The sequence below is a fragment of the Centipeda felix genome, from assembly GCF_900186465.1.
GTDB lineage: Bacteria > Bacillota > Negativicutes > Selenomonadales > Selenomonadaceae > Centipeda > Centipeda felix.
Window position 1 is genome coordinate 57,227 of sequence record NZ_LT891959.1, and the last position, 21,357, is coordinate 78,583.

The window sequence follows — 21,357 nt, forward strand, 5'->3', positions numbered from 1 at the left end:
CCCCCATGAAAACATACCATCAGCTGGTTGATTTTGCGTCAAAATACAAAAATATCGTCGTTGCACTTGGCATGTTTGACGGACTGCATATCGGACACCAAAAGATCATCCGCACAGCAGCTGAACAGGCAAGCAGGATTCATGGCACTACGTTTGTTTTTTCCTTTACGAATCATCCGCGGACCATCGTTGATTCCTTGGGAGCCCCACGCCGCATCAGCAGCGAACAGGTAAGTCTGCGGATTCTGCGAAATTTGGGTGTCGATGTCTTGGTTGAAATTCCTTTCACACATGATTTTGCTGACACGTCGCCCGAGGAATTTATTCACCTGCTGTACCGCCATTTTTCACCGCGATACATTGTTGTCGGTGAAAACTATACGTTTGGAAAAAAAGGTGCAGGAACACCACAGCTCCTGCACGATATGGGAAAACGGTATACCATAGAGACCATTGTGTGTTCATCCGTTTTGTACGATGGGGAACCAATCAGCAGTACGCGCATTCGGACCTATATCGAACAGGGGGATATAACGCACGTAAATGAGCTTCTTGGATACCCTTTTACGATGATTGGGACGGTAATACACGGGCAGGCACGTGGACGGCTGCTTGGCTTTCCCACAGCCAATATTGCACTCCGCGAATCCTATGAGATTCTGCCGAACGGCGTATACGCGGTAACGGTTGTATATCATCACCGTATCTATTCAGCCGTTGCCAATATAGGAAATAATCCAACGTTTGGGCTATGTGATCGGCGCATGGAAGTTCACATTATGGACTTTGACGGAGATCTTTACGGAAAGAAGATTCTTGTATCGTTTCATAAAAGGATACGGAGTGAGACGCGATTTGATTCCGTTGAGGCGCTTATTTCACAAATTAAATCTGATAAAGAATGCGCGGAATGCGTATTTCAGAAAACTTTTCATTTACAAGAAAAAATTTCTATGGTAATATGAATAACGCAGTTGTATCCATGACTCAGATAGCGAGTAATCCGACGTTTTCTTGGTTATTGGTTATTTATTTTATGAGGAGGATTTTTTATGATCACACAGGAACAGAAGCAAGACATTATCAAGAAATATGCAGTGCACGAGGGGGATACGGGCTCTCCTGAAGTACAGATCGCTGTTTTAACTGCCCGCATTCAGTATCTCACTGAGCATCTGAAAGAGCATAAGAAGGATCATCATTCACGCCGTGGTCTACTGAAGATGGTCGGACATCGTCGTCGTCTTCTTGGATATCTCTATCAGACGGATATTGAGCGGTATCGCTCCATCATCACGAAACTTAATCTTCGCAAGTAACTTCTTAGCGGAGCAAAAATACAGGACGGGGGATTCCCGTCCTTTTTTATTGTGAAAACAAGGATTCTGCAATGTTTTGTCGAATGGATTAACTGTACGCGTATGTGAGAATCCGAGGAGGGTACTATGCAGAGTTTCGAGATCGACCTGGGCGGACGTAAACTGACGGTCGAACATGGAAAAATGGCGAAGCAGGCAAACGGTGCTGTTTTAGTTCGATATGGTGATACGGTTGTATTAGTAACAGCCACAGCATCAAAAGCACCAAGGGAAGGTGTTGATTTTTTCCCATTAACCGTAGACTACGAAGAAAAAATGTATGCCGCAGGAAAGATTCCCGGTGGCTTTATCAAGCGGGAAGGACGTCCCAGCAGCGATGCTGTCCTTTGTGCGCGTTTGATTGACCGTCCCATCCGTCCGCTGTTTCCGGATGGATTTCGCAATGACGTACAGATTGTAGCCACGGTTCTTTCCGTGGAACAGGACAATCCTCCTGAAATCGCAGCGATGTTCGGAGCCTCCTGTGCTCTGACGGTGTCTGACATCCCCTTTATGGGGCCGATTGCCGGGGTACGTGTTGGTTATATCAATGGTGAATTTGTCATCAATCCGACAGAGGAGCAGCGCGCTGACTCTGACTTGAACTTAACCGTCGCGGGTTCATACGATGCTGTCATGATGGTAGAAGCCGGAGCAAATGAGCTGTCGGAAGAAATCGTTTTGGATGCTATCCTTTTTGGACATGCAGAGATCCGGCGACTGGTCGAGTTCCAGCAGAACATACAACAGACCTGTGGGAAAGAGAAACAGATTCCTTCGGTATTCAAAGTATCCGAAGAACTCGAAGAAAAAGTGCGCTCCTATGCAGAAGCCCGTCTCGACACTGCAACACGAAACAGCGATAAACTTTCCCGTGATGCAGATATTTCTGCCATCAAGGAAGAGACCATAGCCCATTTCGCTGAGGAATACCCGGATGCTGTGAAGGAAATTGCCCAGATCCTGTACCATATCGAGAAGGGAATCGTGCGCCATATGATTACGCACGAGAAGATACGTCCGGACGGGCGCGCCTTGGATGAAGTTCGTCCGGTCAGCTGCGAAGTAGGCATTCTGCCGCGTGTCCATGGCTCAGGCCTTTTCACAAGAGGTCAGACGCAAGTGCTCACGGTAACGACATTGGGGGCTATTGGCGATGAGCAGATCATCGACGGACTTGGCCCTGAGACAACCAAACACTACCTGCATCATTATAATTTCCCAGGCTACAGTGTTGGAGAAGCACGCCCCATGCGAAGTCCCGGACGCCGTGAGATCGGTCATGGAGCGTTGGCGGAACGCGCTCTTTTTCCGATGATTCCATCGATTGAGGATTTCCCCTATACCATACGGCTGGTCTCAGAAATATTGGAATCCAATGGCTCCAGTTCGATGGGCAGCGTGTGTGGAAGCACACTCTCCCTTATGTGTGCCGGTGTCCCCATTAAGCGTCCGGTCTCCGGCGTGGCGATGGGCTTGGTGCGCGATGGTGATGACTATTCCATCCTGACGGATATACAGGGGATGGAAGATGCTCTCGGAGATATGGACTTTAAGGTGGCTGGCACATCGAAGGGGATTACAGCCATTCAGATGGATATTAAGATTGCCGGGATCACGCGAGATATTCTTGCCTCAGCCCTTGAGCAGGCAAAGCAGGGAAGAGCCTTTATCCTCTCCAAAATGCTTGAGTGTATCGATAAGCCGGCAGAAGAGCTCTCGCCTTATGCACCGCGTGTAGAAACAATTAGCATCGACATTGAGAAAATACGCGATGTCATCGGTACCGGCGGCAAGGTCGTACGCAAAATCATCGATGAGACTGGGGTAGATATCGACATCCATGAAGATGGGAATATCTTTATTACATCTCCCAACACAGAGGCCATGAATCTCGCACGCAAGATGATTGAGGATATCGTCCGTGAAGTACAGGTGGGAGAGGTATACACCGGTCGTGTGACGCGTTTCTTGAAGTTTGGGGCATTTGTCGAACTCCTCCCTGGAAAGGAAGGCCTCTGTCATATTTCTCAGCTTGCCAAGCACCGCGTTGAAAACATTGAGGATGTTGTTCATATTGGCGATCAACTTGAAGTCAAGGTCGTCGAAATCGATGAAAAAGGGCGTATCAACGTCAGTCACAAGGTACTGCTCTAATGCTTCAAGTTTACACCGGAAACGGTAAGGGGAAGACGACCGCTGCAATTGGATTGGCAATTCGTTCTTTAGGGGCTGGGCATCGTGTATACATGATGCAGTTTATGAAAAGCCTTGCATACGCAGAGCAGCATATTCTAAAGGACTTAGCGAATATGATGCTGGAGACAACGGGAAAGCCCTTCTTTATTGCTGAGGAAGGGATGGTGGACGAAAAGACGAGGCTTGCTTTTGGGGATGATCTCGTCATTTTTCCACACGGACAACCACCACATGACTATCTTGCTATGATGGTTGACGGCATGGAGCATGTCACCGAACTCCTGCGCAAACAGGTCTTTGATCTCGTCATTTTGGATGAGATCAATGTGGCACTCTCGTTTGGACTGATTCAGCGAGAGCAAATGGAAGCACTGTTGGATATTGTTCCTGTGGAGACAGAGGTCGTCTGCACGGGGCGAAATGCTCCTTCATGGCTTCAGGATCGGGCAGATCTGATCACCAATATGGAAGAGGTGCGGCACTACTACCGACATGGTGTTGACGCGCGTAAGGGAATTGAAAACTAGAGGAGATGAATGTAATGACATCCATGATTCGTGATATTAAATTGGCACCGTCCGGTCATGCAAAAATTGACTGGGTAAAGCGCTTTATGCCTGTCATGGCGGCTGCAGATAAAGAGTATTCCGTGACGAAGCCGTTTGCAGGGATTAAGATGGTTATCACGCTGCACTTAGAGGCAAAGACGGCATACATGGCCACGATCTTTAAGCATGCCGGAGCAGACGTTGCCGTGACGGGGAGCAACCCTCTGTCCACGCAGGATGACGTTGCTGCAGCGCTGGTTGAGGAAGGTATCCACGTATTTGCATGGCATGGCTGTACCGATGAGGAGTATGCCGAATTCCTGAACAAGGCGCTCGATATACACCCGGATATTGTCATCGACGACGGCGGTGATTTGGTCGATATGCTTCATACCACACGGCGCGAACTGCTTCCGTCGCTGATTGGCGGATCAGAGGAAACCACGACGGGCGTTCATCGCCTTCATGCATTGGCGCGACAGGGAAAACTTGAGTTCCCGATGATTGCTGCTAATGATGCATACTGCAAATACTTGTTTGACAACCGATATGGAACGGGGCAGTCCACTTGGGACGGCATCATGCGTACGACAAATTTGGTCATTGCTGGAAAGACTGTGGTCATCGCGGGTTACGGATGGTGCGGCAAAGGCGGTGCAATGCGTGCACGCGGCCTAGGGGCAGACGTTATCATTACGGAAGTCGATCCAATCAAAGCAATTGAAGCCGTATTCGATGGATTCAGAGTCATGCCGATGGATGAGGCGGCAAAGGTTGGCGATATCTTCTTAACACTGACAGGCAATAAAGACATTCTTAGAAAGCATCACTTTGATGTGATGAAGGATGGCGCGATGATGGCAAATTCAGGTCATTTTGATGTTGAAATCAACATTCCGGAACTGACCGAAGCCTCTGTATCGAATGCTGTTGTGCGTGAAAATATCCGCGAATTTGTTCAGAAGGATGGTCGACGCCTCTACCTCTTGGCAGAAGGGCGCCTGGTCAACCTCGCAGCAGGGGATGGACACCCGGCAGAGATCATGGATCTTTCCTTCGGCGTTCAATTTTTCTCAGCCCTTCATTTGATTCGTCATGGACGGGAAATGGAAAAAGGCGTTCATCTCATGCCGGAGGAGATCAACGTGGAGATTGCAAATATCAAACTGAAATCGCTTGGTATCGCAATCGATGAACTCAGTGCAGACCAGAAGAGCTATCTTGGCCTGGCATAAGGAGATATACCTTGAATACGCTGATTCAGAATGTAACGGCACTTCTCCCGGATGGGACAACGGATGTTGTCAATATTGCCGTCGCCAACGATGAAATCTTTTCTGTCGGTGATGTTCCTGATGACTTCAGCGTACAGAAAGTGATCGATGGAACGAAACACTTTGCCGTTCCAGGATTTGTCAATGCCCATACACATGCTTCGATGACACTGCTCCGCAGTTACGCAGATGACATGAAGCTAATGGACTGGCTGCAGCAGATGATATGGCCAATAGAGGCGAAGCTTTGCTCAGATGATATATACTGGGGCGCGATGCTTGCTGCTGTCGAGATGATTCGCAGCGGAACAACGACGTTTGCCGATATGTATGGTCCGGATATGGAACGTGTTGCTGAAGTCGTTGAGATTTCCGGCTTGCGCGGCGTACTATCCAGAGGGCTCATCGGGCTTGCTCCCGATGCTGAGCAAAAACTCGATGAAAACGCGCATCTCTACGAAAATTTTCACGGCACAGCAGATGGACGCATCACGGTCATGTTTGGTCCTCATGCGCTTTATACATGTCCGCCGGACTATCTAAAAAAAGTTGCTGAAAAAGCACAGTCTCTCGGTGCTGAGGTTCACATCCACATGTCAGAGACCATCGGAGAAGTTGAAGATTGCATGAAGAAATACGGGAAACGCCCGTTTGCCCATGTGGCTTCTACCGGTCTCTTTGAAAATGGAACACTGGCAGCACATTGTGTGCATTTGGATGATGAGGACATTGATATCATCAAAAAGTATCACATTCGTGTGGCACACAACCCGGGCAGCAATATGAAGCTGGCGAGTGGAACGGCACCTGTTCCACGGCTTCTAGTAGAGGGTGTCTGCGTTGCACTCGGCACAGATGGCGCATCCAGCAACAATAATCTGGATATGCTCGATGAGATCCAGCTGGCAGCGCTCCTTCATAAGGTAAATACATTAGATCCATTGGCTGTCCCGGCATTGACCGCCATAAAAATGGGGACGGAATATGGTGCTCAAGCACTCTCCCTTCCTCGCGTTGGAAAGCTTCAAAAGGGGTATAAAGCAGATATCGTGCTCTTCTCGATGCACGGTGCAGAGTGGACGCCATGTTATCATCCGGCTTCCCTTCTTGCCTATTCGGCAAAGTCCTCATCGATTGACACAGTGATGGTCAATGGCTCACTTCTGATGGAAAAGGGCGCTCTGACAACACTCGATGAAGAGCGTATTCTCTATGAGGCGCAAAGGGTTGCAGATCGCCTGACAAAATAGTATACTGTTTCCCAGATCAATGGGGTATGCATTATGCCTCCGTTCTGTCAAGAACGGAGGCATAATATGATATGGGGGGATTCTTTTTGAAAAAGAAAAGTTCTGGTCGGCGACCGTCTAAATCTGTTTCTGCAAAACGTGGAAATACGACGACCAATGGATCAGGACGGAAATACGAACTCATCGGTCTTATCCTGCTTTCCTTCGCACTGATCTCCGGCATAGGGCTGCTCGGTCTTAACGTGGGGTTCGTTGGATTCTTTTTTGCTGATATATTTCGTTATCTATTTGGCTGGGGGGCATTCTTTGCCATCCTTATCGTTCTGCTGATCAGTACACAATATATCACGCATCATCGTGGCGTACAGTACACCAAAAAGTTCTTCGGTGTGATCAGTTTATTCATCTCCCTTTTGGCAATATGGCATCATTTTGTCATTCCTGTGGGTGAAGAAATCCTTCCGCAAAGCCTTTCGGAAGGTGGTGGACTTCTTGGCGGTGGGGTTTTATTTGTGTTGCGCGCTCTCTTCGGCGTAGACGGTGCGGTCATTCTATTGGGTACATTCGTCGTCGGCTCGATACTCCTATCGACGACATGGTCGTTGGCATCCGGCTACATGAAAACGCGTGAACAGGCAAAGAAAAGTGCTCAGGCGGCGGGGGCTGCCCTTCATACGACACGTGAGACAATTGAAACAGTCGCAGAAAAATTTGAGCAGCGGACAACACAGATGGTCCATCAGATGACCGACACGATGCCGTACAATCAGGAAAAAGACCCACTCTTTGTAGAGCAGCACAGTCAGATGGAGGATCCGAAATATCATCCAGATGACACCGAAGAAAAGATACAGGATAGCGTATCAGCGGATCTGGAAATACATACTCCTATCGCCGAGGAGGAATCTGTTCCTGTCGCTCCTCCCATAGAAAGCATGGTGGCAGAGAAGGAGATAAGTTCCGACGCCTATTTGACAACGCTGAAACAAGAAAACGAGAACACCCCCATTCAATTCTCCATACAAAAAAGCGAAGAGAATTTACCAGAGGAAATTCCATCTGTGCCGCACGAGCAGGTCATTGAGGTGCTAAGAATTGCGCCAGATGAAATCGAGGAAACAGACGATACGATATCCGACGCAGAGGAACAGGAAGCGTCAGACGAAGAGGAGCGACAGGACGATACTGAGACAGCTACGGCACTGCATTCTGAGCAGATTAGCTCCCCGGACGCTGAGACAGCAGGGCAAACAGCTTATATAATTCCTAAAGTCACACATATACTTTCTAAGCATGTGAAGAAAGAGAATGAGTCACTTGACCAAGAAATCGAAGAAAATGCACATACCCTCCAACATACACTGGAGAGCTTTCATGTGAATGCAAAGGTGGTTAGTGCATGTCACGGTCCTGCTGTAACGCGTTATGATTTGGAACCTGCTCCCGGCGTGAAGGTTAGCAAAATCACGAATTTAGCTGAAGATATCGCTTTACAGCTTGCCACCACATCGGTTCGTATTGAACCAGTGCCGGGAAAAGCCGCCATTGGTATTGAGATTCCTAACCGTATCCTGGAAAGTGTTCAGCTGCGTGATGTTTTGGAGAATCCTGCCTTCCAAGAGGCGCAGTCAAAGCTGACCGTTGGTCTTGGCATGGATATCAGTGGGCAGGCGATCTTTGCAGATATTGGGAAAATGCCTCATCTATTGGTCGCCGGGGCTACTGGTTCAGGTAAATCGGTATGCATCAATACGCTGATTTCCAGTATTCTGTTCAAAGCTGCTCCGGATGAAGTTAAGTTCATCCTCATCGATCCGAAAATGGTCGAGCTTTCTAATTACAATGGAATCCCACACCTCATGGTTCCCGTTGTGACGGATCCTAAGAAGGCGTCGTCCGTACTGAACTGGGCCGTGCAGGAGATGGAGAAGCGATACGCTGTCTTTGCATCACACAGTGTGCGTGACATCAAGTCGTTCAATCGTCGTTATGTCGAAGAAAAGATGCCGCTCATCGTCATCGTGATTGATGAGTTGGCGGATCTTATGATGGTATCCCCACGCGATGTGGAAGATTCCATTTGCAGAATCCTACAGAAAGCGCGTGCCGCTGGAATTCACATGATTCTAGCGACACAGCGGCCGTCCGTCAATGTCATTACGGGCATCATCAAGGCGAATCTTCCTTCTCGCATCTCGTTTGCAGTCTCCTCACAGGTCGACTCTCGTACGATTTTGGACCGCGGTGGCGCAGAAACCTTGCTTGGTAAGGGGGATATGCTCTTTTCTCCACAGGGAGCCCCGAAACCGATTCGTGTGCAGGGAGCGTTCATCAGTGACGAAGAAGTTGAAATGCTTCTGGACTACATCCGCGCACAAGGACAAGAGGTCAGTGAAAACGAAGAGCTCATTGATTTTATTGAGAATGACTCCAAAGAAGAAGATTCTTCCGAAGAGGATGAATTCCTCGTCAAGCAGGACAAACTGCTCCCAGATGCCGTAGAGCTAGTCATGTCCACGGGGCAGGCCTCATCATCCAGTATACAGAGGAGATTTCGTGTTGGGTACTCCAGAGCGGCACGACTGGTGGATACGATGGAGGAACTGCGTATCATTGGCCCGAGCGGGGGAGGGAATAAACCGAGAGAAATCCTCATGTCACAGGAACAGGCCATGGAATTGGTTAAAAGTCTGATGTAATATATTTTTCCGATGAAATGTGCTATACTTACAAACGAATTGATGCTGGGAGGGCGATTGAATTGAAATATATGACGGGAAAAGAACTGCGGGAAGCATATCTTAATTTTTTTGCAGAGAAAAAGGGGCATCTTCGTTTGCCAAGCTATTCTCTTGTCCCGGAGAATGATCCGACGTTGCTTTTGATCGGTGCCGGCATGGCCCCACTCAAGCCCTTTTTTACCGGTAAGGTAAAGCCGCCGCGTCATCGCATCGTTACCTGTCAGCGCTGTGTGCGTACAGGAGATATCGAAAACGTCGGACGTACAGCGCGGCATCAGACATTTTTTGAGATGCTTGGAAACTTCTCCTTTGGAGACTATTTCAAGAAAGAAGCGATTCCTTGGGCATGGGAGTTTCTGACCGAAGTCATCGAACTGCCCAAAGAGAAGCTTTGGGTAACCATCTATCCAAACGATGACGAAGCACGACAGATTTGGTTGGAGCAGCCTGGTCTTTCCCCGGATCATATTGTCCCGTTGGAAGATAATTTCTGGGAGATCGGCCCGGGGCCATGTGGTCCTGATTCTGAGATATATATTGATCTCGGAGCGGAACGTGGCTGTGGCAGTCCGACCTGCAGTGTAGGATGCGATTGTGATCGATTCCTCGAAATCTGGAATCTCGTCTTTACGCAATATGACCGCACCGAGGATGGTGAGTATAACCTCCTTGCCCATAAAAACATCGATACAGGCTGCGGACTTGAGCGTCTTGCTTCTGTCGTACAAAATAAGAAGACGAATTTCGAGACAGATTTGCTCTATCCTGTTATCGAGTATGCTGCCAATGTATCTCAGACGGAGTATGGCGCTGATCCACAAAAAGATATATCCCTCAAGGTCATCGCCGATCATGCGCGTTCTGTTGTCATTATGATCATGGACGGAATTCTGCCATCCAATGAGGGAAGAGGATATGTATTGCGCCGTACGATACGGCGTGCGATCCGTCATGGACGAATGTTGGGAATCACAAAGCCATTCCTGGACGGAGCGGTTGATGCTGTCATCGAAATTTTTGGTGATGTAAAAGACTTTAGCGAACTCGTATCGAAAGAGGAATACATTAAGCGTGTCATACGCATTGAAGAAGAACGGTTTGCTGCGACGCTCGTCCAGGGCATTGATCTCCTGAATGAAGAGATTGACTCGCTGAAAGCGAATGCACAGCAGATACTTCCCGGAGAAGTCGGATTCAAACTCTATGATACCTATGGGTTTCCCCGTGAACTTACTGAGGAAATTCTTCATGAGAATGGCCTCAAGTTGGACGATGCTGGATTTGCGCAAGAGATGGAAAAACAGCGCAACCGGGCAAGAAGTGCACGGGCTGAGAACCAGGCTGTGGCTGTTCCGGATCTTTCCGGATTGGATACATCAGCCCTGACCGAAAATGCAGAGGTGCGCGAGGCCAACGTTGTCGCCATTTGGCGTGATGGGGCTCTGGTCGACATGCTGCATGATGGAGAAAGCGCCGGAATCATCCTGAGCACCACGCCGTTCCACGCGGAGGGCGGCGGACAGGTGGGAGATGCTGGGCTTCTCCTCAGTGATGTCGGACGAATTGTTATCCGTAATACGAAAAGACTTCCTGATGGGACAGTTTATCATCTGGCGTATGTTGAGGAAGGTCAGATTCAGCGAGGAGAGACAGTTCAAATTCAGCTGGATGAGGTGCATAAGCTATCATCCGCACGTAATCATACAGCAACACATCTTCTTCAGGCAGCACTTCAGAGAATTGTCGGAGATCATGTGCATCAGGCAGGGTCTTTGGTGACACCTGAGCGACTTCGCTTCGATTTTACGAACTTTGAACCTTTGACACAGCAGCAGGTGCAGGATATCGAGGATTTGGTCAACGAAGAAATTCTTAGCTCAATCGATCTCGATATTTCGACGATGCCAATTGCAGTGGCGAAAGAACGCGGTGCAATGGCTCTCTTTGGAGAGAAGTACGGTGATATTGTCCGTGTGGTTGAGGTTCCGAATTTCAGCATCGAGCTGTGTGGCGGTTCTCATGTATCCAACACAGGACAGATCGGTCTTTTTAAGATCATTGGCGAATCTGGTGTTGCTGCAGGCGTACGCCGTATCGAAGCAATTACCGGCCGAGCAGCATATCAGTATGTGTCAGAAACGGATGTGCTGATCCGTACACTTTCTCAACGGCTGAAAGTAAAGGCGGGAGACCTGCCCACGCAAGTCGATAAACTGATCGACGAGAAGAAGAATATGCAGGAGCAGTTACGTGCGTTCGCAGACTCCCGCGATCAAGCAGACGCACAAAAACTGCTGTCAGATGTCCAGGAAATTGGAAAATTCCACGTCATTGTTGGAAAATTAAATGTGGATTCCATGGAGGAACTTCGCAATATTGCAGATCTCGCCTGTGAAAAGCTCAGTGCGGGCATTGTCGTTCTTGGTATGGCGGCCAACGATAAGGTGAATCTTGTCGTTAAGGCAGACCAAGATGCTGTAGCCTATGGTGCCCATGCCGGCAACATCATTAAGGCGGCTGCTAAAGCTGTTGGCGGCGGCGGTGGTGGACGCCCCGACATGGCACAGGCAGGGGGGAAAATACCGCAGAACTTGCCGCAGGCCTTTGACGAGGCAGTTCTTGTCATACGTCAGCAGGCAGGAAAATAATACAACCATGATGATCGGGCTGTCACGTGCTGACAGCCCTTTTTTTAGAAGGCAGAGACATGGAACAGGATATAACACAAAAAATCAAGGGCAAAAGTATTCGTTATCTTATTGTATTTATCTGCATGATCCTTTTGGCCTCTGGCATATTGATTTATGCAAAAAGTACGAGCAGTGGCTTTCATGTTTCTCAAGCGTATATTTCCTACGAAAAAAAATACCTGCAGTCTTCGGATCGCATGATGGTACAGGAACTCCATGTCAGCACCGGAGATCATGTAAAACAAGGAGATCTCCTAGTAACAGTACAAAAGACTTTTTCTGACGAGGACATCCAACGATTACAGCAGAGCGTGACACTCGCTCAAAACAATGTTAACCAGCTTCGCGCTGGTGCAGCTGTTTCTGATCAGCCAGAGATTTCACCGATTTCCAACGAAGCTGTTGATGCTGCACGTAGTAAAGTGGAACGTATGTCTGCGTTATATGAGATGGGGGCAGTCAGTGCAGCAAAAAAAGAGGAAGCGATTCGGGAGTATGAGGAAATACAGTCTTCCGTGCAAGAAAATAGGGGAACTTCATCGATAGCGTTCAACTCTGCTGCCCTAAAAGGAGCAGAAGATCAATTAAACCAGGCAGAAACACTGTTAAAAAAAGCAAAAGAACCATCTTCATCCACTGATATCTATGCAAAATGGGATGGCGTCGTTTCTCAATTATATGTTCAGAATGGAGATGTCCTCGAACCGGACAGCAACATTATGGAAGTAGAATGCACGGATCGTATACGAATCGAAGCAGAAGTCTCCTCCGATACGGCAAAACAAATCTATCTCGGGCAAATCGTTACTTATTCACTCGATGGAATAAAGAGGGAAGGTACGGTAGAAGATATCACCCCTGCAGATGATTCAGGAGAGGAAGATGTCCCTGTCTTAATTTCCGTCTCTATGCCGAACACGGATTGGTCTGATCTTCATCAGACGGATCAAATCGAATTATACTTTTCTTTGTAGGGAATGTATGTTTTGTTCATTCTTTTCGTGAGCATGAATCTATGCTATACTGTTGCTGAACATACTATGAAAGGAAACGGCAAATGATAGATCAAAGACGAAAGGATCCTTCCACTGATCAGTTGTTTCGTGCGGTTCTCTCTCTGCAGACCGTTGATGAATGCTATCAATTTTTTGAAGATCTGTGCACCATTGGCGAACTTCGTGCCATGGCACAAAGACTTGATGTTGCCCGTATGTTATACGGGGGGAATACCTATGATGAGGTTGTTGCCCATACAGGTGCAAGCACGGCAACAATCAGTCGTGTGAAGCGCTGCCTAAATTACGGTGCAGATGGATACACACTCGTTCTGAAGAATGGATGTCTTTCGGTGAATGCGGACGGAGGAGATACAGATGAATGCTAAAAACGCTATCCTAGAAACCCCATATGGGACAAGAGATCTGCTTCCTGCTGATGTCATTGAAATGCGTTACCTCGATCAAATCCTATCGCAGATCTTTTCCTCATGGGGATATGACGAGATCGCTACGCCGACAATCGAGCATTTGGAAACTCTTGTTTCGCGCATTCAGGAAGAGAATGACCTCTTTATTCTTTCTGGAAATAAAAATAGACTTCTCGCCTTGCGCAATGAAATGACGACGCCGATTGCGCGTTTGGTCAGCAGTCGATTAAAAGATTTTCCTGCACCGCTTAAATTATCGTATATCGGCAACGTATTTCGCATTGAGCAGACGCAGGAAGGTCGTCAATGCGAGTTCCATCAAGCAGGTGTAGAGCTGATGGGATGCAATACTGCGGCAGCAGATGCAGAGATCATTGCGCTTGCCATCGAGGCTGTTCTGGCATGTGGAATCAAGGAATTCCAGATTCATATTGGGCAGGTGAACTTCCTCAAAGGAATGATGACGGCCTTTGGGATCGATGATGCGCATCGTGAAGCATTAAAGAATGCGATGGAATCTCACGACATTGTGCAAACGAATCAGCTCATTGACACACTCGCTATCTCTTCTGCCTCTAAAGAGCTCCTAAAGAGTATTCCTCTTTTGAATGGAAAGGAGGATGTCATTGAACATATTTACAAACTCCCATTGAACCAAGAAAGTCAACATGCAACGAATAATTTGGTGGAAATATACTCGATTTTGAAAGACTATCACTTGGCAGACTACGTGCATTTTGATTTTGGCGTCATTCGTGATTTTCACTATTATACGGGCATGGTCTTTGAAGGATATTCCCCGGGACTTGGCTTTCCTTTGTGCGGGGGCGGTCGCTATGATGATCTGTTGGGGAAATATGGAGCTCCAATGCCTGCGACCGGATTCGCCCTTGGGATGGAACGTGTTATACTGGCACGAAAGCGACAGAACGTCAATGCACAAATGGCACAGAAGGACGTATATATCGGATATGGGGAAGGACAGATCCAGTCGGCGATCACACGTGCAAAAGCCCTCCGAAATGATGGCAATGTCGTAGAGCTTGCTGTCGTTCCGCAGACAAAGAATGAAGCGGCATCCTCAGGAAAACAAAAGGGATACGTTGCTTTTGAGTATTTCGCATGATACAGCGTATACGGCAGTTTCTATATGCTGTATTCGGACGTTTGGATGCAGAGGCAAACACATTCGTTCGTTGCTACTTATCCAAAGAAGAGCAGACGTTGTTTTATGCCATGCACGAAGCGGATCAATTTCATGCATGGCGTGTCGCACGTAGTGCGCAAAAAAAATATCTGCAATATGACGTCGTCCATTCCGATGCGTATATCCTGTTGACGCGATGTGCTCTATTGCATGATATCGGGCGCGAAAAGGGGATGGCTGATGTATGGGGGAAGGTACTGTCCGTCCTTGTATATCGTTTCCTACCACATCTCGTTGAATACTTCATCCGGGAAACGAACGGACATCGCGGAAGAATTGGTACAGCGCTGTATATCTGCCAATACCATCCCATCCTTGGGGCAAATAAATTGCGGAAAATAGGAGCGATAAAAGAAGCAGAAATCATCTCACAGCATCAAAAAAAACCAGCACCGGAGGATTCACTGGTGCTGGCTATTCTGAAGGAAGCAGATGGAGAGAACTGAGAGTATGCTATCAGTTCGTTTGATCATAACAAGGTAAAAAACGGGACGCAGGGATGTGCGCCATGGAGGATCATGCCATTAATATCCGCGCATCTTATCTACGACATTGAGCATTCCAATTCGCTGCGGAAAGATTTGCAAATTGTTGCGGAAAATTTTGAGAGAACGATCCAGATACATGGGGGAGATTGATGAGTGGTGTGGAGTGATATAAAGATTTTCCACATCCCATAGCGGTGAATCCTCCGGCAGTGGTTCCTCTGCAAATACGTCTAAGGAAGCCCCACGAATCCGCTTTGAGGACAGGGCATCAACAAGGTCATCTTCATTGACCACGTCACCTCTGGATACGTTGATAAAGAATGCAGTCTCCTTCATCATATTGAATGCTCTGCAGTCAAAGAGCTGATGTGTCTGTGGAGTCAGAGGAAGTGCAACGATCACATAATCTGCCTTGGACAACGCCTCTCCCAGATGCTCCGTGTCGAACAGTTCATCTACAAAGGGCTCGGTCGTTTTCTTTCGCTTGACGGCAACGACACGCATTCCAACGTTCTTTAGATGCTTTGCCACCTCTCGACCAATGCTTCCTAGGCCAACGACAGCAGCAGTCTTCCCATAGAGCTCATCAGGGGCTGTGAGCCTCTTCCACTGGTGTGCTTTTTGATTCTCCCACGCTTCGATGAGACAGCGACTGAACGAGAGCATCGTCCCTAGGATGTGTTCAGCCATGGGAATACCGTGAATCCCGCGTGAGTTGGTCAATAAAATATCGGAACGTCGGAAGTTCTCGTTGGAAAGAAGACGCTCTACACCAGCACTGTATGTATGGATCCACTTTAAATTGGGCATTTGTGGAAGAAATGCGTCCATATCCATCTGCGCATCATATCCCAAGAGGACGTCGATTTGTCCAAAATGAACAGCAGCTTCTTTGGGGCGCAGACAGTTAATATGGCAGTCGCCGCTTTTATGGATGAGATCCTTTTGTGAATCACTTAATTGGATAAATGATAATATCTGAAGCGTCATCTGCATCTCCTTCTCATAAAATGAATCCTTTGCATAGGGATTATTCTAGATTCCCCGGAAAAATCCTTTTTTAGGCATTGACCATCATGAATTTAAGTGCTAGTATGTGCTCATATTAGTTCTTTAATGGACTAAAGGATTGGAGCTGTTTTCTATGGAAAATTACATGAATGATTATTTGACGATAGCTTTGCCAAAAGGGAAATTGTTTACCATCTCTAAGAATCTTCTTCATCGTGTTGGACTTTCAGCGGATCACCTGAGTGAAAAATCTCGTAAACTTGTCATCGAAAACGAAGATCTAAAGGTACGATTTATCATTGCCAAAACATCGGATGTTCCGACCTATGTCGAATATGGCGCTGCGGATATCGGAATCATAGGGAAGGATGTTCTGCTGGAATCCCAAAAAGATGTGTATGAAATTTTGGATCTTGGCTTTGGAAAATGTCATTTGATGATGGCTGTTCCCCAAAAGGAAAAGCGTCGACGTTTGCTCGATTACTCCTATACAAGAGTCGCAACCAAATACCCTCATATTGCAGAAAGTTTTTTTGCAAGGCAGGGGATGCAGATGGAGTACATCAAGTTAAACGGCTCCATTGAACTCGGTCCCATTGTTGGGCTGTCCGAGAGCATCGTAGATATTGTTGAAACGGGAACGACGCTGGCAGAAAACGATCTGGAAGAGATCGCACACATCTTGGATGTGAGTGCACGCCTTATTGTCAACCGCGTGAGCTTCAAACTGAAATTTCATCGAATCAATGAGATTGTCAATAACCTGAGACCAATCATAGAGAGTGGGGAAATCCTATGAAGATAATTTCTGTTGCTGATGTCGGAATAAAAGAGGCTGAATTACAGCTCACGAAAAAAGCCTTTGACGAAATTGAGCTGGGGGCGTCCATGCGGGCGAAGAATCAAGAGATTTTCGGCGAAGACCTGACCGCAAGTGAATTGGTTCATCGCATTGTTCGTGATGTACGTAGTGGGGGGGATCAAACACTTCTTCGTTATACTAAATTACTGGATGGTCTTGACCTAAACAGCAAGGACATTATGGTGTCTGAATCAGAGTTACAGGCGGCAGCGGATCAGGTGGATGCAGCCGTTCTTGCTTCACTGGAGCGGGCAGCAAAGAATATCTTCGCCTTTCACGAAGAACAAAAGCCGAAATCGTGGATGACCTATCGCGCCCATGGATCGATCTTGGGGCAGGAAGTGATTCCACTCTCGCGTGTTGGAATTTATGTTCCGGGAGGGACGGCGGCGTATCCGTCATCTGTGCTCATGAACGCCATACCTGCCATTGTCGCTGGCGTTGATGACATTATTATGTCAGTTCCGACCAAAGGCGGCATTCTCAATCCATATGTATTGGCCGCAGCACACATGCTTGGCATCAAGAAAATATTCAGAGTTGGCGGCGCACAAGCCATTGCCGCTATGGCATACGGAACAGAAAGTATCCCTCGTGTCGATAAAATCACGGGGCCTGGGAATCTTTTTGTCACCTTGGCGAAGAAAGAAGTATACGGGCATGTAGATATCGATATGCTCGCGGGCCCCAGTGAAATTCTGATTCTAGCGGATGCGGAGGCTTCTCCAAAATATATTGCGGCAGATATGCTCAGCCAGGCCGAACATGACCCTCTGGCATCCAGCATCTTAATCACCGATAGCGCGGACTTGGCATCGAACGTTCACTGTGAAATACAAGATCAGCTGCAGAGTCTGCCGCGAAGGGAGACCGCTTCTGCCTCACTGGAACGTAACGGACGCATCATCGTGACGGAAAATATTCAGCAATCCGTTCATCTTGCGAACTATTCTGGACCTGAACATATTGAACTTCTCGTAAAGGATGCCTTTCACTTACTTCCAGAGATCCGATGTGCAGGTGCCGTCTTTGTTGGCGCGTATTCTCCGGAGCCATTGGGGGATTATTTCGCAGGACCGAATCATGTCCTTCCGACAGGAGGAACAGCGCGGTTTTATTCCGTCCTCAATGTAGAAACCTTTATGAAGCGAACCAGCATCATATCTTATACGAAAAAAGCGCTTGATGAAGTGAGTGATGACATCATCCGTCTGGCAGAAACAGAGGGGCTGGAAGCCCATGCAAGAGCCATTCGGACAAGGAGAGACAATATATGTTGAACTACCGAAACGGATTGGATCGCATGCCATCCTATGACACGACAGAACAGGATTGGAAGATCAAAGTAAATGCCAATGAATCGAACCTTGGACTTCCTCCATTGGTCGAGGAACGTGTGCTTTCCCGATTATCACGCGTTGCATTCCAACGCTATCCAAATCTGGAATACGATATGTTATGTGAACAGATAGGATGCGCCTACGGATGGGGGAAAGAAAACGTTATTCTTGGGAATGGATCCAGTGAGATCATCGAAAAGATATTCAATGCCTTTGGTGGTGATGCCACGCATAAGATCGTTTACCCGGCTCCTTCCTTTTCTATGTATAAAATCTATGCAGCTGCATCCGGGGCGCAGGATGTTGTTGTCCCGCTGCAAGAGGATTATTCTCTTGATGCAGATGCATTCATTCAGGCCGTAAATCAAAACAATGCATCCCTTGCCGTTCTTTGTAATCCAAACAACCCCACCGGCAATGCCCTGTCGATTGAAACCATAGATTATATTGCCGGGCGAATTCGCTGCGCTTTTCTCATTGATGAGGCATACACAGAATTCTGTGATCAGAGTGCCGTTTCGCTTCTAAAAAAATATGACCACTTGATGATTGCACGTACCTTCTCCAAGGCCTATTCCTTGGCTTCGTGTCGTGTCGGCTATATGTTGGCACATCGCGATATCATTGACATGGCTGCGAAAACATATATGCCGTATCATATCAATACGTTATCCTTGACCACGGCAGACACAGTCTTTCAAATGCGCGTTGAATTTGAACCACAGATCCAAATGATCTGCGGAGAACGTGATCGTATGCAGGAAAAATACAAACATCTGCGCGGTGTAACGGTATATCCGTCATATACTAATTTTATCCTGATTCATTATGCAGGAGCATGCGCGCTAAATGATGAATTGATCCATCAGGGAATTGGCGTGCGTAGTTTTCACAATGCACCTCGGCTGGAGGATACGCTGCGCATTTCCATGGGAAGGCCCGATGAAAATGACGCCATTTTTCGCGCAATAAAAGATTATGTGGAGGCACGTACATGAGTACACGACACGCAGAGATTCATCGGACAACAGCGGAGACCGATGTCGTTGTATCCATGGAGCTCGACGGCAGCGGAACATCTCATATTGATACGGGGATTGGATTTTTTGATCACATGCTCACGCTGTTTGCTGCACATGCTCGTGTCGATTTGACTGTTACGTGTCATGGGGATATCGAGGTCGATGGACATCATACGGTGGAGGATATCGGCATCAGCATAGGCGATGCATTTCGGACAGCCATTGGAGAAAAGCGTGGTATTTCCAGATACGGTACCTTCTTCCTGCCAATGGACGAAACGTTGGCAATGGTCTCCTTGGACATCAGTGGACGTCCGTTTTTGTGTTATGACCCGGGAACTGAGCCAATGACGCCGATGATCGGAACCTATGACACAGAACTCACCGAGGAGTTTCTGCGTGCTTTTTCCTTCCATGCAGGAATCACACTTCATGTGAAAATTTTATACGGAAAAAATTCACATCACCGTGTAGAAGCCGTGTTCAAAGCACTTGCACATGCACTGCGTATTGCCATAGAGAAGGACGCACGAGCAGGTGACGAGATTCCTTCCACGAAGGGGCTTCTGTAAGGAGAGTACATGATTACCGTAATAGATTATGGGGCAGGTAATTTATTTAGTGTCGAAAAAGCATTTTCGGCAATCGGAGCAGAGGTATGTGTAAGCGAAAGAGCAGAGGATCTTACATCTGCAGATAAAATTGTCCTGCCAGGCGTGGGTGCATTTGGAGACTGCATGACAAGACTCAATGCGTCGGGACTGGTTCCTTTGCTAAAAGAGCGTATTGCCGAAGGAGTACCGCTCCTTGGAATATGTGTTGGGCTTCAGATCCTATTTGAGGGCAGTGAGGAATCACCGGATGTGCAGGGGCTGGGACTACTGCGCGGACATGTGAAAAAAATCTGTGCAAAAAATGAGAAAATACCGCATATGGGCTGGAATGCCGTGCATATCGAAGAGAATTATAGGAGGAGTGGACTGCTCAAAAACATCCCGGATGCCTCTTATGTTTATTTTGTACACAGCTACCATGCGGTTCCTTCAGATCCTTCGATGATTTCATCGACATGTTGCTATGGAGAGAAGATCACCGCATCGATTGCTTCCAACCACATCATGGCAACGCAGTTTCATCCGGAAAAATCCGGGAAAATCGGGTTGGCGATGATAAGAAATTTTGCAAACTGTTGATAGGAAGGGTTTTTATGCTGATTCTCCCTGCTATTGATTTACGCGGCGGGAACTGTGTCCGCCTTGTTAAAGGAGATTTCAAACAAGAAACGATCTACAGTGAACATCCCGAAGAAATTGCTCTTCACTTGGAAGGAGAAGGTGCAGAATTTCTTCACGTCGTCGACTTGGATGGAGCTCTTGCTGGAGAGCCGCAGAATATGGACGCGATAAAGCGTATTCTTCAGGCGGTGACAATACCCGTTGAGGTCGGAGGCGGCATACGGTCAATGGAATCGATTGATCGTCTCCTTTCCATCGGCGTTTCGCGTGTTATCTTAGGCTCTGTTGCCGTGCATAAAGAGGAACTGGTACAGGAGGCATGCAGCTCATACGGAAATCGTATCGTCGTTGGCATTGATGCGAAGAAGGGAATTGTCGCAACGGATGGATGGAAAAAATCAGGCGGCATATCGGCAGTAGAGCTTGCGAAAAAACTCGGCGCATTTGGTCTGGAGACGATCATCTATACTGATATATCACGTGATGGGACACTTTCCGGTGTGAACGTCACAGAAACGGCACATTTGGCTCGTTCCTCCGGGATCAAGGTGATTGCCTCGGGCGGAGTGAAATCCATCAGCGATATTGAGAAACTCAAGAAAAGGGAATGTGATGGCATCATCGGGGTGATTGTCGGAAAATCCATTTATGAAGGAACACTATCGCTCACTGAAGCAATTGCAGCATCGCGCTGACATATACGTGT

The 21,357-nt window shown here is 47.6% G+C and carries 19 protein-coding genes; 18 read left to right on the forward strand and 1 reads right to left on the reverse strand.

The window, feature by feature from the left end; all coding sequences use genetic code 11:
• Positions 1–5: 5 nt before the first annotated feature.
• The 12 genes from C1713_RS07685 (at position 6) to C1713_RS07740 (ending at position 15,139) form a co-directional block, all read left to right on the forward strand.
• Positions 6–965, forward strand: a complete 960-nt coding sequence (locus C1713_RS07685; RefSeq protein WP_170950804.1) for a bifunctional riboflavin kinase/FAD synthetase — start codon at positions 6–8, stop codon at positions 963–965.
• 87 nt (positions 966–1,052) lie between these two features.
• Positions 1,053–1,319 (forward strand): 30S ribosomal protein S15, encoded by a 267-nt coding sequence (rpsO, locus tag C1713_RS07690; protein ID WP_009442171.1) that lies wholly within the window; start codon positions 1,053–1,055, stop codon positions 1,317–1,319.
• Positions 1,320–1,445: 126 nt separating this feature from the next.
• Positions 1,446–3,515, forward strand: a complete 2,070-nt coding sequence (locus C1713_RS07695) for a polyribonucleotide nucleotidyltransferase (RefSeq protein WP_102493542.1) — start codon at positions 1,446–1,448, stop codon at positions 3,513–3,515.
• The gene (locus C1713_RS07700) at positions 3,515–4,084 is read left to right on the forward strand and encodes a cob(I)yrinic acid a,c-diamide adenosyltransferase (RefSeq protein ID WP_009442169.1); all 570 of its coding nucleotides are present in this window, start codon (positions 3,515–3,517) and stop codon (positions 4,082–4,084) included. Before C1713_RS07695 ends, C1713_RS07700 begins: the two co-directional genes overlap by 1 nt.
• A gap of 14 nt (positions 4,085–4,098) precedes the next feature.
• Positions 4,099–5,340: an adenosylhomocysteinase gene (locus C1713_RS07705; RefSeq protein WP_039980784.1), complete on the forward strand. Its 1,242-nt coding sequence runs from the start codon at positions 4,099–4,101 to the stop codon at positions 5,338–5,340.
• An 11-nt stretch (positions 5,341–5,351) separates the two neighbouring features.
• Positions 5,352–6,629: an amidohydrolase gene (locus tag C1713_RS07710; protein ID WP_102493543.1), complete on the forward strand. Its 1,278-nt coding sequence runs from the start codon at positions 5,352–5,354 to the stop codon at positions 6,627–6,629.
• Between the two features lie 71 nt (positions 6,630–6,700).
• Positions 6,701–9,328 (forward strand): FtsK/SpoIIIE family DNA translocase, encoded by a 2,628-nt coding sequence (locus C1713_RS07715; protein WP_102493544.1) that lies wholly within the window; start codon positions 6,701–6,703, stop codon positions 9,326–9,328.
• A gap of 71 nt (positions 9,329–9,399) precedes the next feature.
• Positions 9,400–12,018 (forward strand): alanine--tRNA ligase, encoded by a 2,619-nt coding sequence (alaS, locus tag C1713_RS07720; protein WP_245871119.1) that lies wholly within the window; start codon positions 9,400–9,402, stop codon positions 12,016–12,018.
• Positions 12,019–12,077: 59 nt separating this feature from the next.
• On the forward strand, positions 12,078–13,034 hold the full coding sequence (locus C1713_RS07725; RefSeq protein WP_245871052.1) for an HlyD family secretion protein: 957 nt from the start codon (positions 12,078–12,080) through the stop codon (positions 13,032–13,034).
• 83 nt (positions 13,035–13,117) lie between these two features.
• Complete coding sequence (locus C1713_RS07730) at positions 13,118–13,444, forward strand: YerC/YecD family TrpR-related protein (RefSeq protein ID WP_009442163.1); 327 nt, start codon at positions 13,118–13,120, stop codon at positions 13,442–13,444.
• Positions 13,413–14,612 carry an ATP phosphoribosyltransferase regulatory subunit gene (gene hisZ, locus C1713_RS07735; protein ID WP_102493546.1) on the forward strand — a complete coding sequence of 400 codons (1,200 nt, stop codon included), beginning with the start codon at positions 13,413–13,415 and terminating at the stop codon, positions 14,610–14,612. The genes C1713_RS07730 and hisZ overlap by 32 nt, the downstream gene beginning before the upstream one ends.
• Positions 14,609–15,139, forward strand: a complete 531-nt coding sequence (locus C1713_RS07740; RefSeq protein WP_102493547.1) for a phosphohydrolase — start codon at positions 14,609–14,611, stop codon at positions 15,137–15,139. The genes hisZ and C1713_RS07740 overlap by 4 nt, the downstream gene beginning before the upstream one ends.
• 78 nt (positions 15,140–15,217) lie before the next feature.
• On the opposite strand, the gene C1713_RS07745 is transcribed toward C1713_RS07740, so the two are convergent.
• Entirely contained in the window at positions 15,218–16,171 is a 954-nt protein-coding gene (locus tag C1713_RS07745) for a D-2-hydroxyacid dehydrogenase (RefSeq protein WP_170950805.1), read from the reverse strand.
• A 154-nt stretch (positions 16,172–16,325) separates the two neighbouring features.
• Here C1713_RS07745 and hisG point away from each other — a divergent pair, with 154 nt between their 5' ends.
• Genes hisG through hisA form a run of 6 tightly spaced genes read left to right on the forward strand, consistent with a single transcriptional unit; the run spans position 16,326 to position 21,346 of the window.
• Entirely contained in the window at positions 16,326–16,991 is a 666-nt protein-coding gene (gene hisG, locus C1713_RS07750; protein WP_102493549.1) for an ATP phosphoribosyltransferase, read from the forward strand.
• Positions 16,988–18,334: a histidinol dehydrogenase gene (hisD, locus tag C1713_RS07755; RefSeq protein ID WP_009442158.1), complete on the forward strand. Its 1,347-nt coding sequence runs from the start codon at positions 16,988–16,990 to the stop codon at positions 18,332–18,334. Before hisG ends, hisD begins: the two co-directional genes overlap by 4 nt.
• Positions 18,328–19,392 carry a histidinol-phosphate transaminase gene (gene hisC / locus C1713_RS07760; RefSeq protein WP_102493550.1) on the forward strand — a complete coding sequence of 355 codons (1,065 nt, stop codon included), beginning with the start codon at positions 18,328–18,330 and terminating at the stop codon, positions 19,390–19,392. Before hisD ends, hisC begins: the two co-directional genes overlap by 7 nt.
• Entirely contained in the window at positions 19,389–19,988 is a 600-nt protein-coding gene (gene hisB / locus C1713_RS07765) for an imidazoleglycerol-phosphate dehydratase HisB (protein WP_102493551.1), read from the forward strand. Before hisC ends, hisB begins: the two co-directional genes overlap by 4 nt.
• 9 nt (positions 19,989–19,997) lie before the next feature.
• Positions 19,998–20,609, forward strand: coding sequence for an imidazole glycerol phosphate synthase subunit HisH (hisH, locus tag C1713_RS07770; RefSeq protein ID WP_009442155.1), 612 nt, complete (start codon positions 19,998–20,000; stop codon positions 20,607–20,609).
• A gap of 14 nt (positions 20,610–20,623) precedes the next feature.
• On the forward strand, positions 20,624–21,346 hold the full coding sequence (gene hisA / locus C1713_RS07775; RefSeq protein WP_102493552.1) for a 1-(5-phosphoribosyl)-5-[(5-phosphoribosylamino)methylideneamino]imidazole-4-carboxamide isomerase: 723 nt from the start codon (positions 20,624–20,626) through the stop codon (positions 21,344–21,346).
• Positions 21,347–21,357 lie beyond the last annotated feature (11 nt).

What these genes read in the sequence shown, in the direction of transcription:
- C1713_RS07715 (WP_102493544.1), top strand. Translation starts at nt 6,701, where the DNA reads ATGGGGGGATTCTTTTTGAAAAAGAAAAGTTCTGGTCGGCGACCGTCT.
- rpsO (WP_009442171.1), top strand. Translation starts at nt 1,053, where the DNA reads ATGATCACACAGGAACAGAAGCAAGACATTATCAAGAAATATGCAGTG.
- C1713_RS07745 (WP_170950805.1), bottom strand. Translation starts at nt 16,171, where the DNA reads ATGACGCTTCAGATATTATCATTTATCCAATTAAGTGATTCACAAAAG.
- hisC (WP_102493550.1), top strand. Translation starts at nt 18,328, where the DNA reads ATGTTGAACTACCGAAACGGATTGGATCGCATGCCATCCTATGACACG.
- C1713_RS07730 (WP_009442163.1), top strand. Translation starts at nt 13,118, where the DNA reads ATGATAGATCAAAGACGAAAGGATCCTTCCACTGATCAGTTGTTTCGT.
- hisB (WP_102493551.1), top strand. Translation starts at nt 19,389, where the DNA reads ATGAGTACACGACACGCAGAGATTCATCGGACAACAGCGGAGACCGAT.
- hisZ (WP_102493546.1), top strand. Translation starts at nt 13,413, where the DNA reads ATGCGGACGGAGGAGATACAGATGAATGCTAAAAACGCTATCCTAGAA.
- C1713_RS07700 (WP_009442169.1), top strand. Translation starts at nt 3,515, where the DNA reads ATGCTTCAAGTTTACACCGGAAACGGTAAGGGGAAGACGACCGCTGCA.
- C1713_RS07695 (WP_102493542.1), top strand. Translation starts at nt 1,446, where the DNA reads ATGCAGAGTTTCGAGATCGACCTGGGCGGACGTAAACTGACGGTCGAA.
- C1713_RS07685 (WP_170950804.1), top strand. Translation starts at nt 6, where the DNA reads ATGAAAACATACCATCAGCTGGTTGATTTTGCGTCAAAATACAAAAAT.
- hisH (WP_009442155.1), top strand. Translation starts at nt 19,998, where the DNA reads ATGATTACCGTAATAGATTATGGGGCAGGTAATTTATTTAGTGTCGAA.
- alaS (WP_245871119.1), top strand. Translation starts at nt 9,400, where the DNA reads ATGACGGGAAAAGAACTGCGGGAAGCATATCTTAATTTTTTTGCAGAG.
- hisD (WP_009442158.1), top strand. Translation starts at nt 16,988, where the DNA reads ATGAAGATAATTTCTGTTGCTGATGTCGGAATAAAAGAGGCTGAATTA.
- hisG (WP_102493549.1), top strand. Translation starts at nt 16,326, where the DNA reads ATGGAAAATTACATGAATGATTATTTGACGATAGCTTTGCCAAAAGGG.
- hisA (WP_102493552.1), top strand. Translation starts at nt 20,624, where the DNA reads ATGCTGATTCTCCCTGCTATTGATTTACGCGGCGGGAACTGTGTCCGC.
- C1713_RS07740 (WP_102493547.1), top strand. Translation starts at nt 14,609, where the DNA reads ATGATACAGCGTATACGGCAGTTTCTATATGCTGTATTCGGACGTTTG.
- C1713_RS07705 (WP_039980784.1), top strand. Translation starts at nt 4,099, where the DNA reads ATGACATCCATGATTCGTGATATTAAATTGGCACCGTCCGGTCATGCA.
- C1713_RS07725 (WP_245871052.1), top strand. Translation starts at nt 12,078, where the DNA reads ATGGAACAGGATATAACACAAAAAATCAAGGGCAAAAGTATTCGTTAT.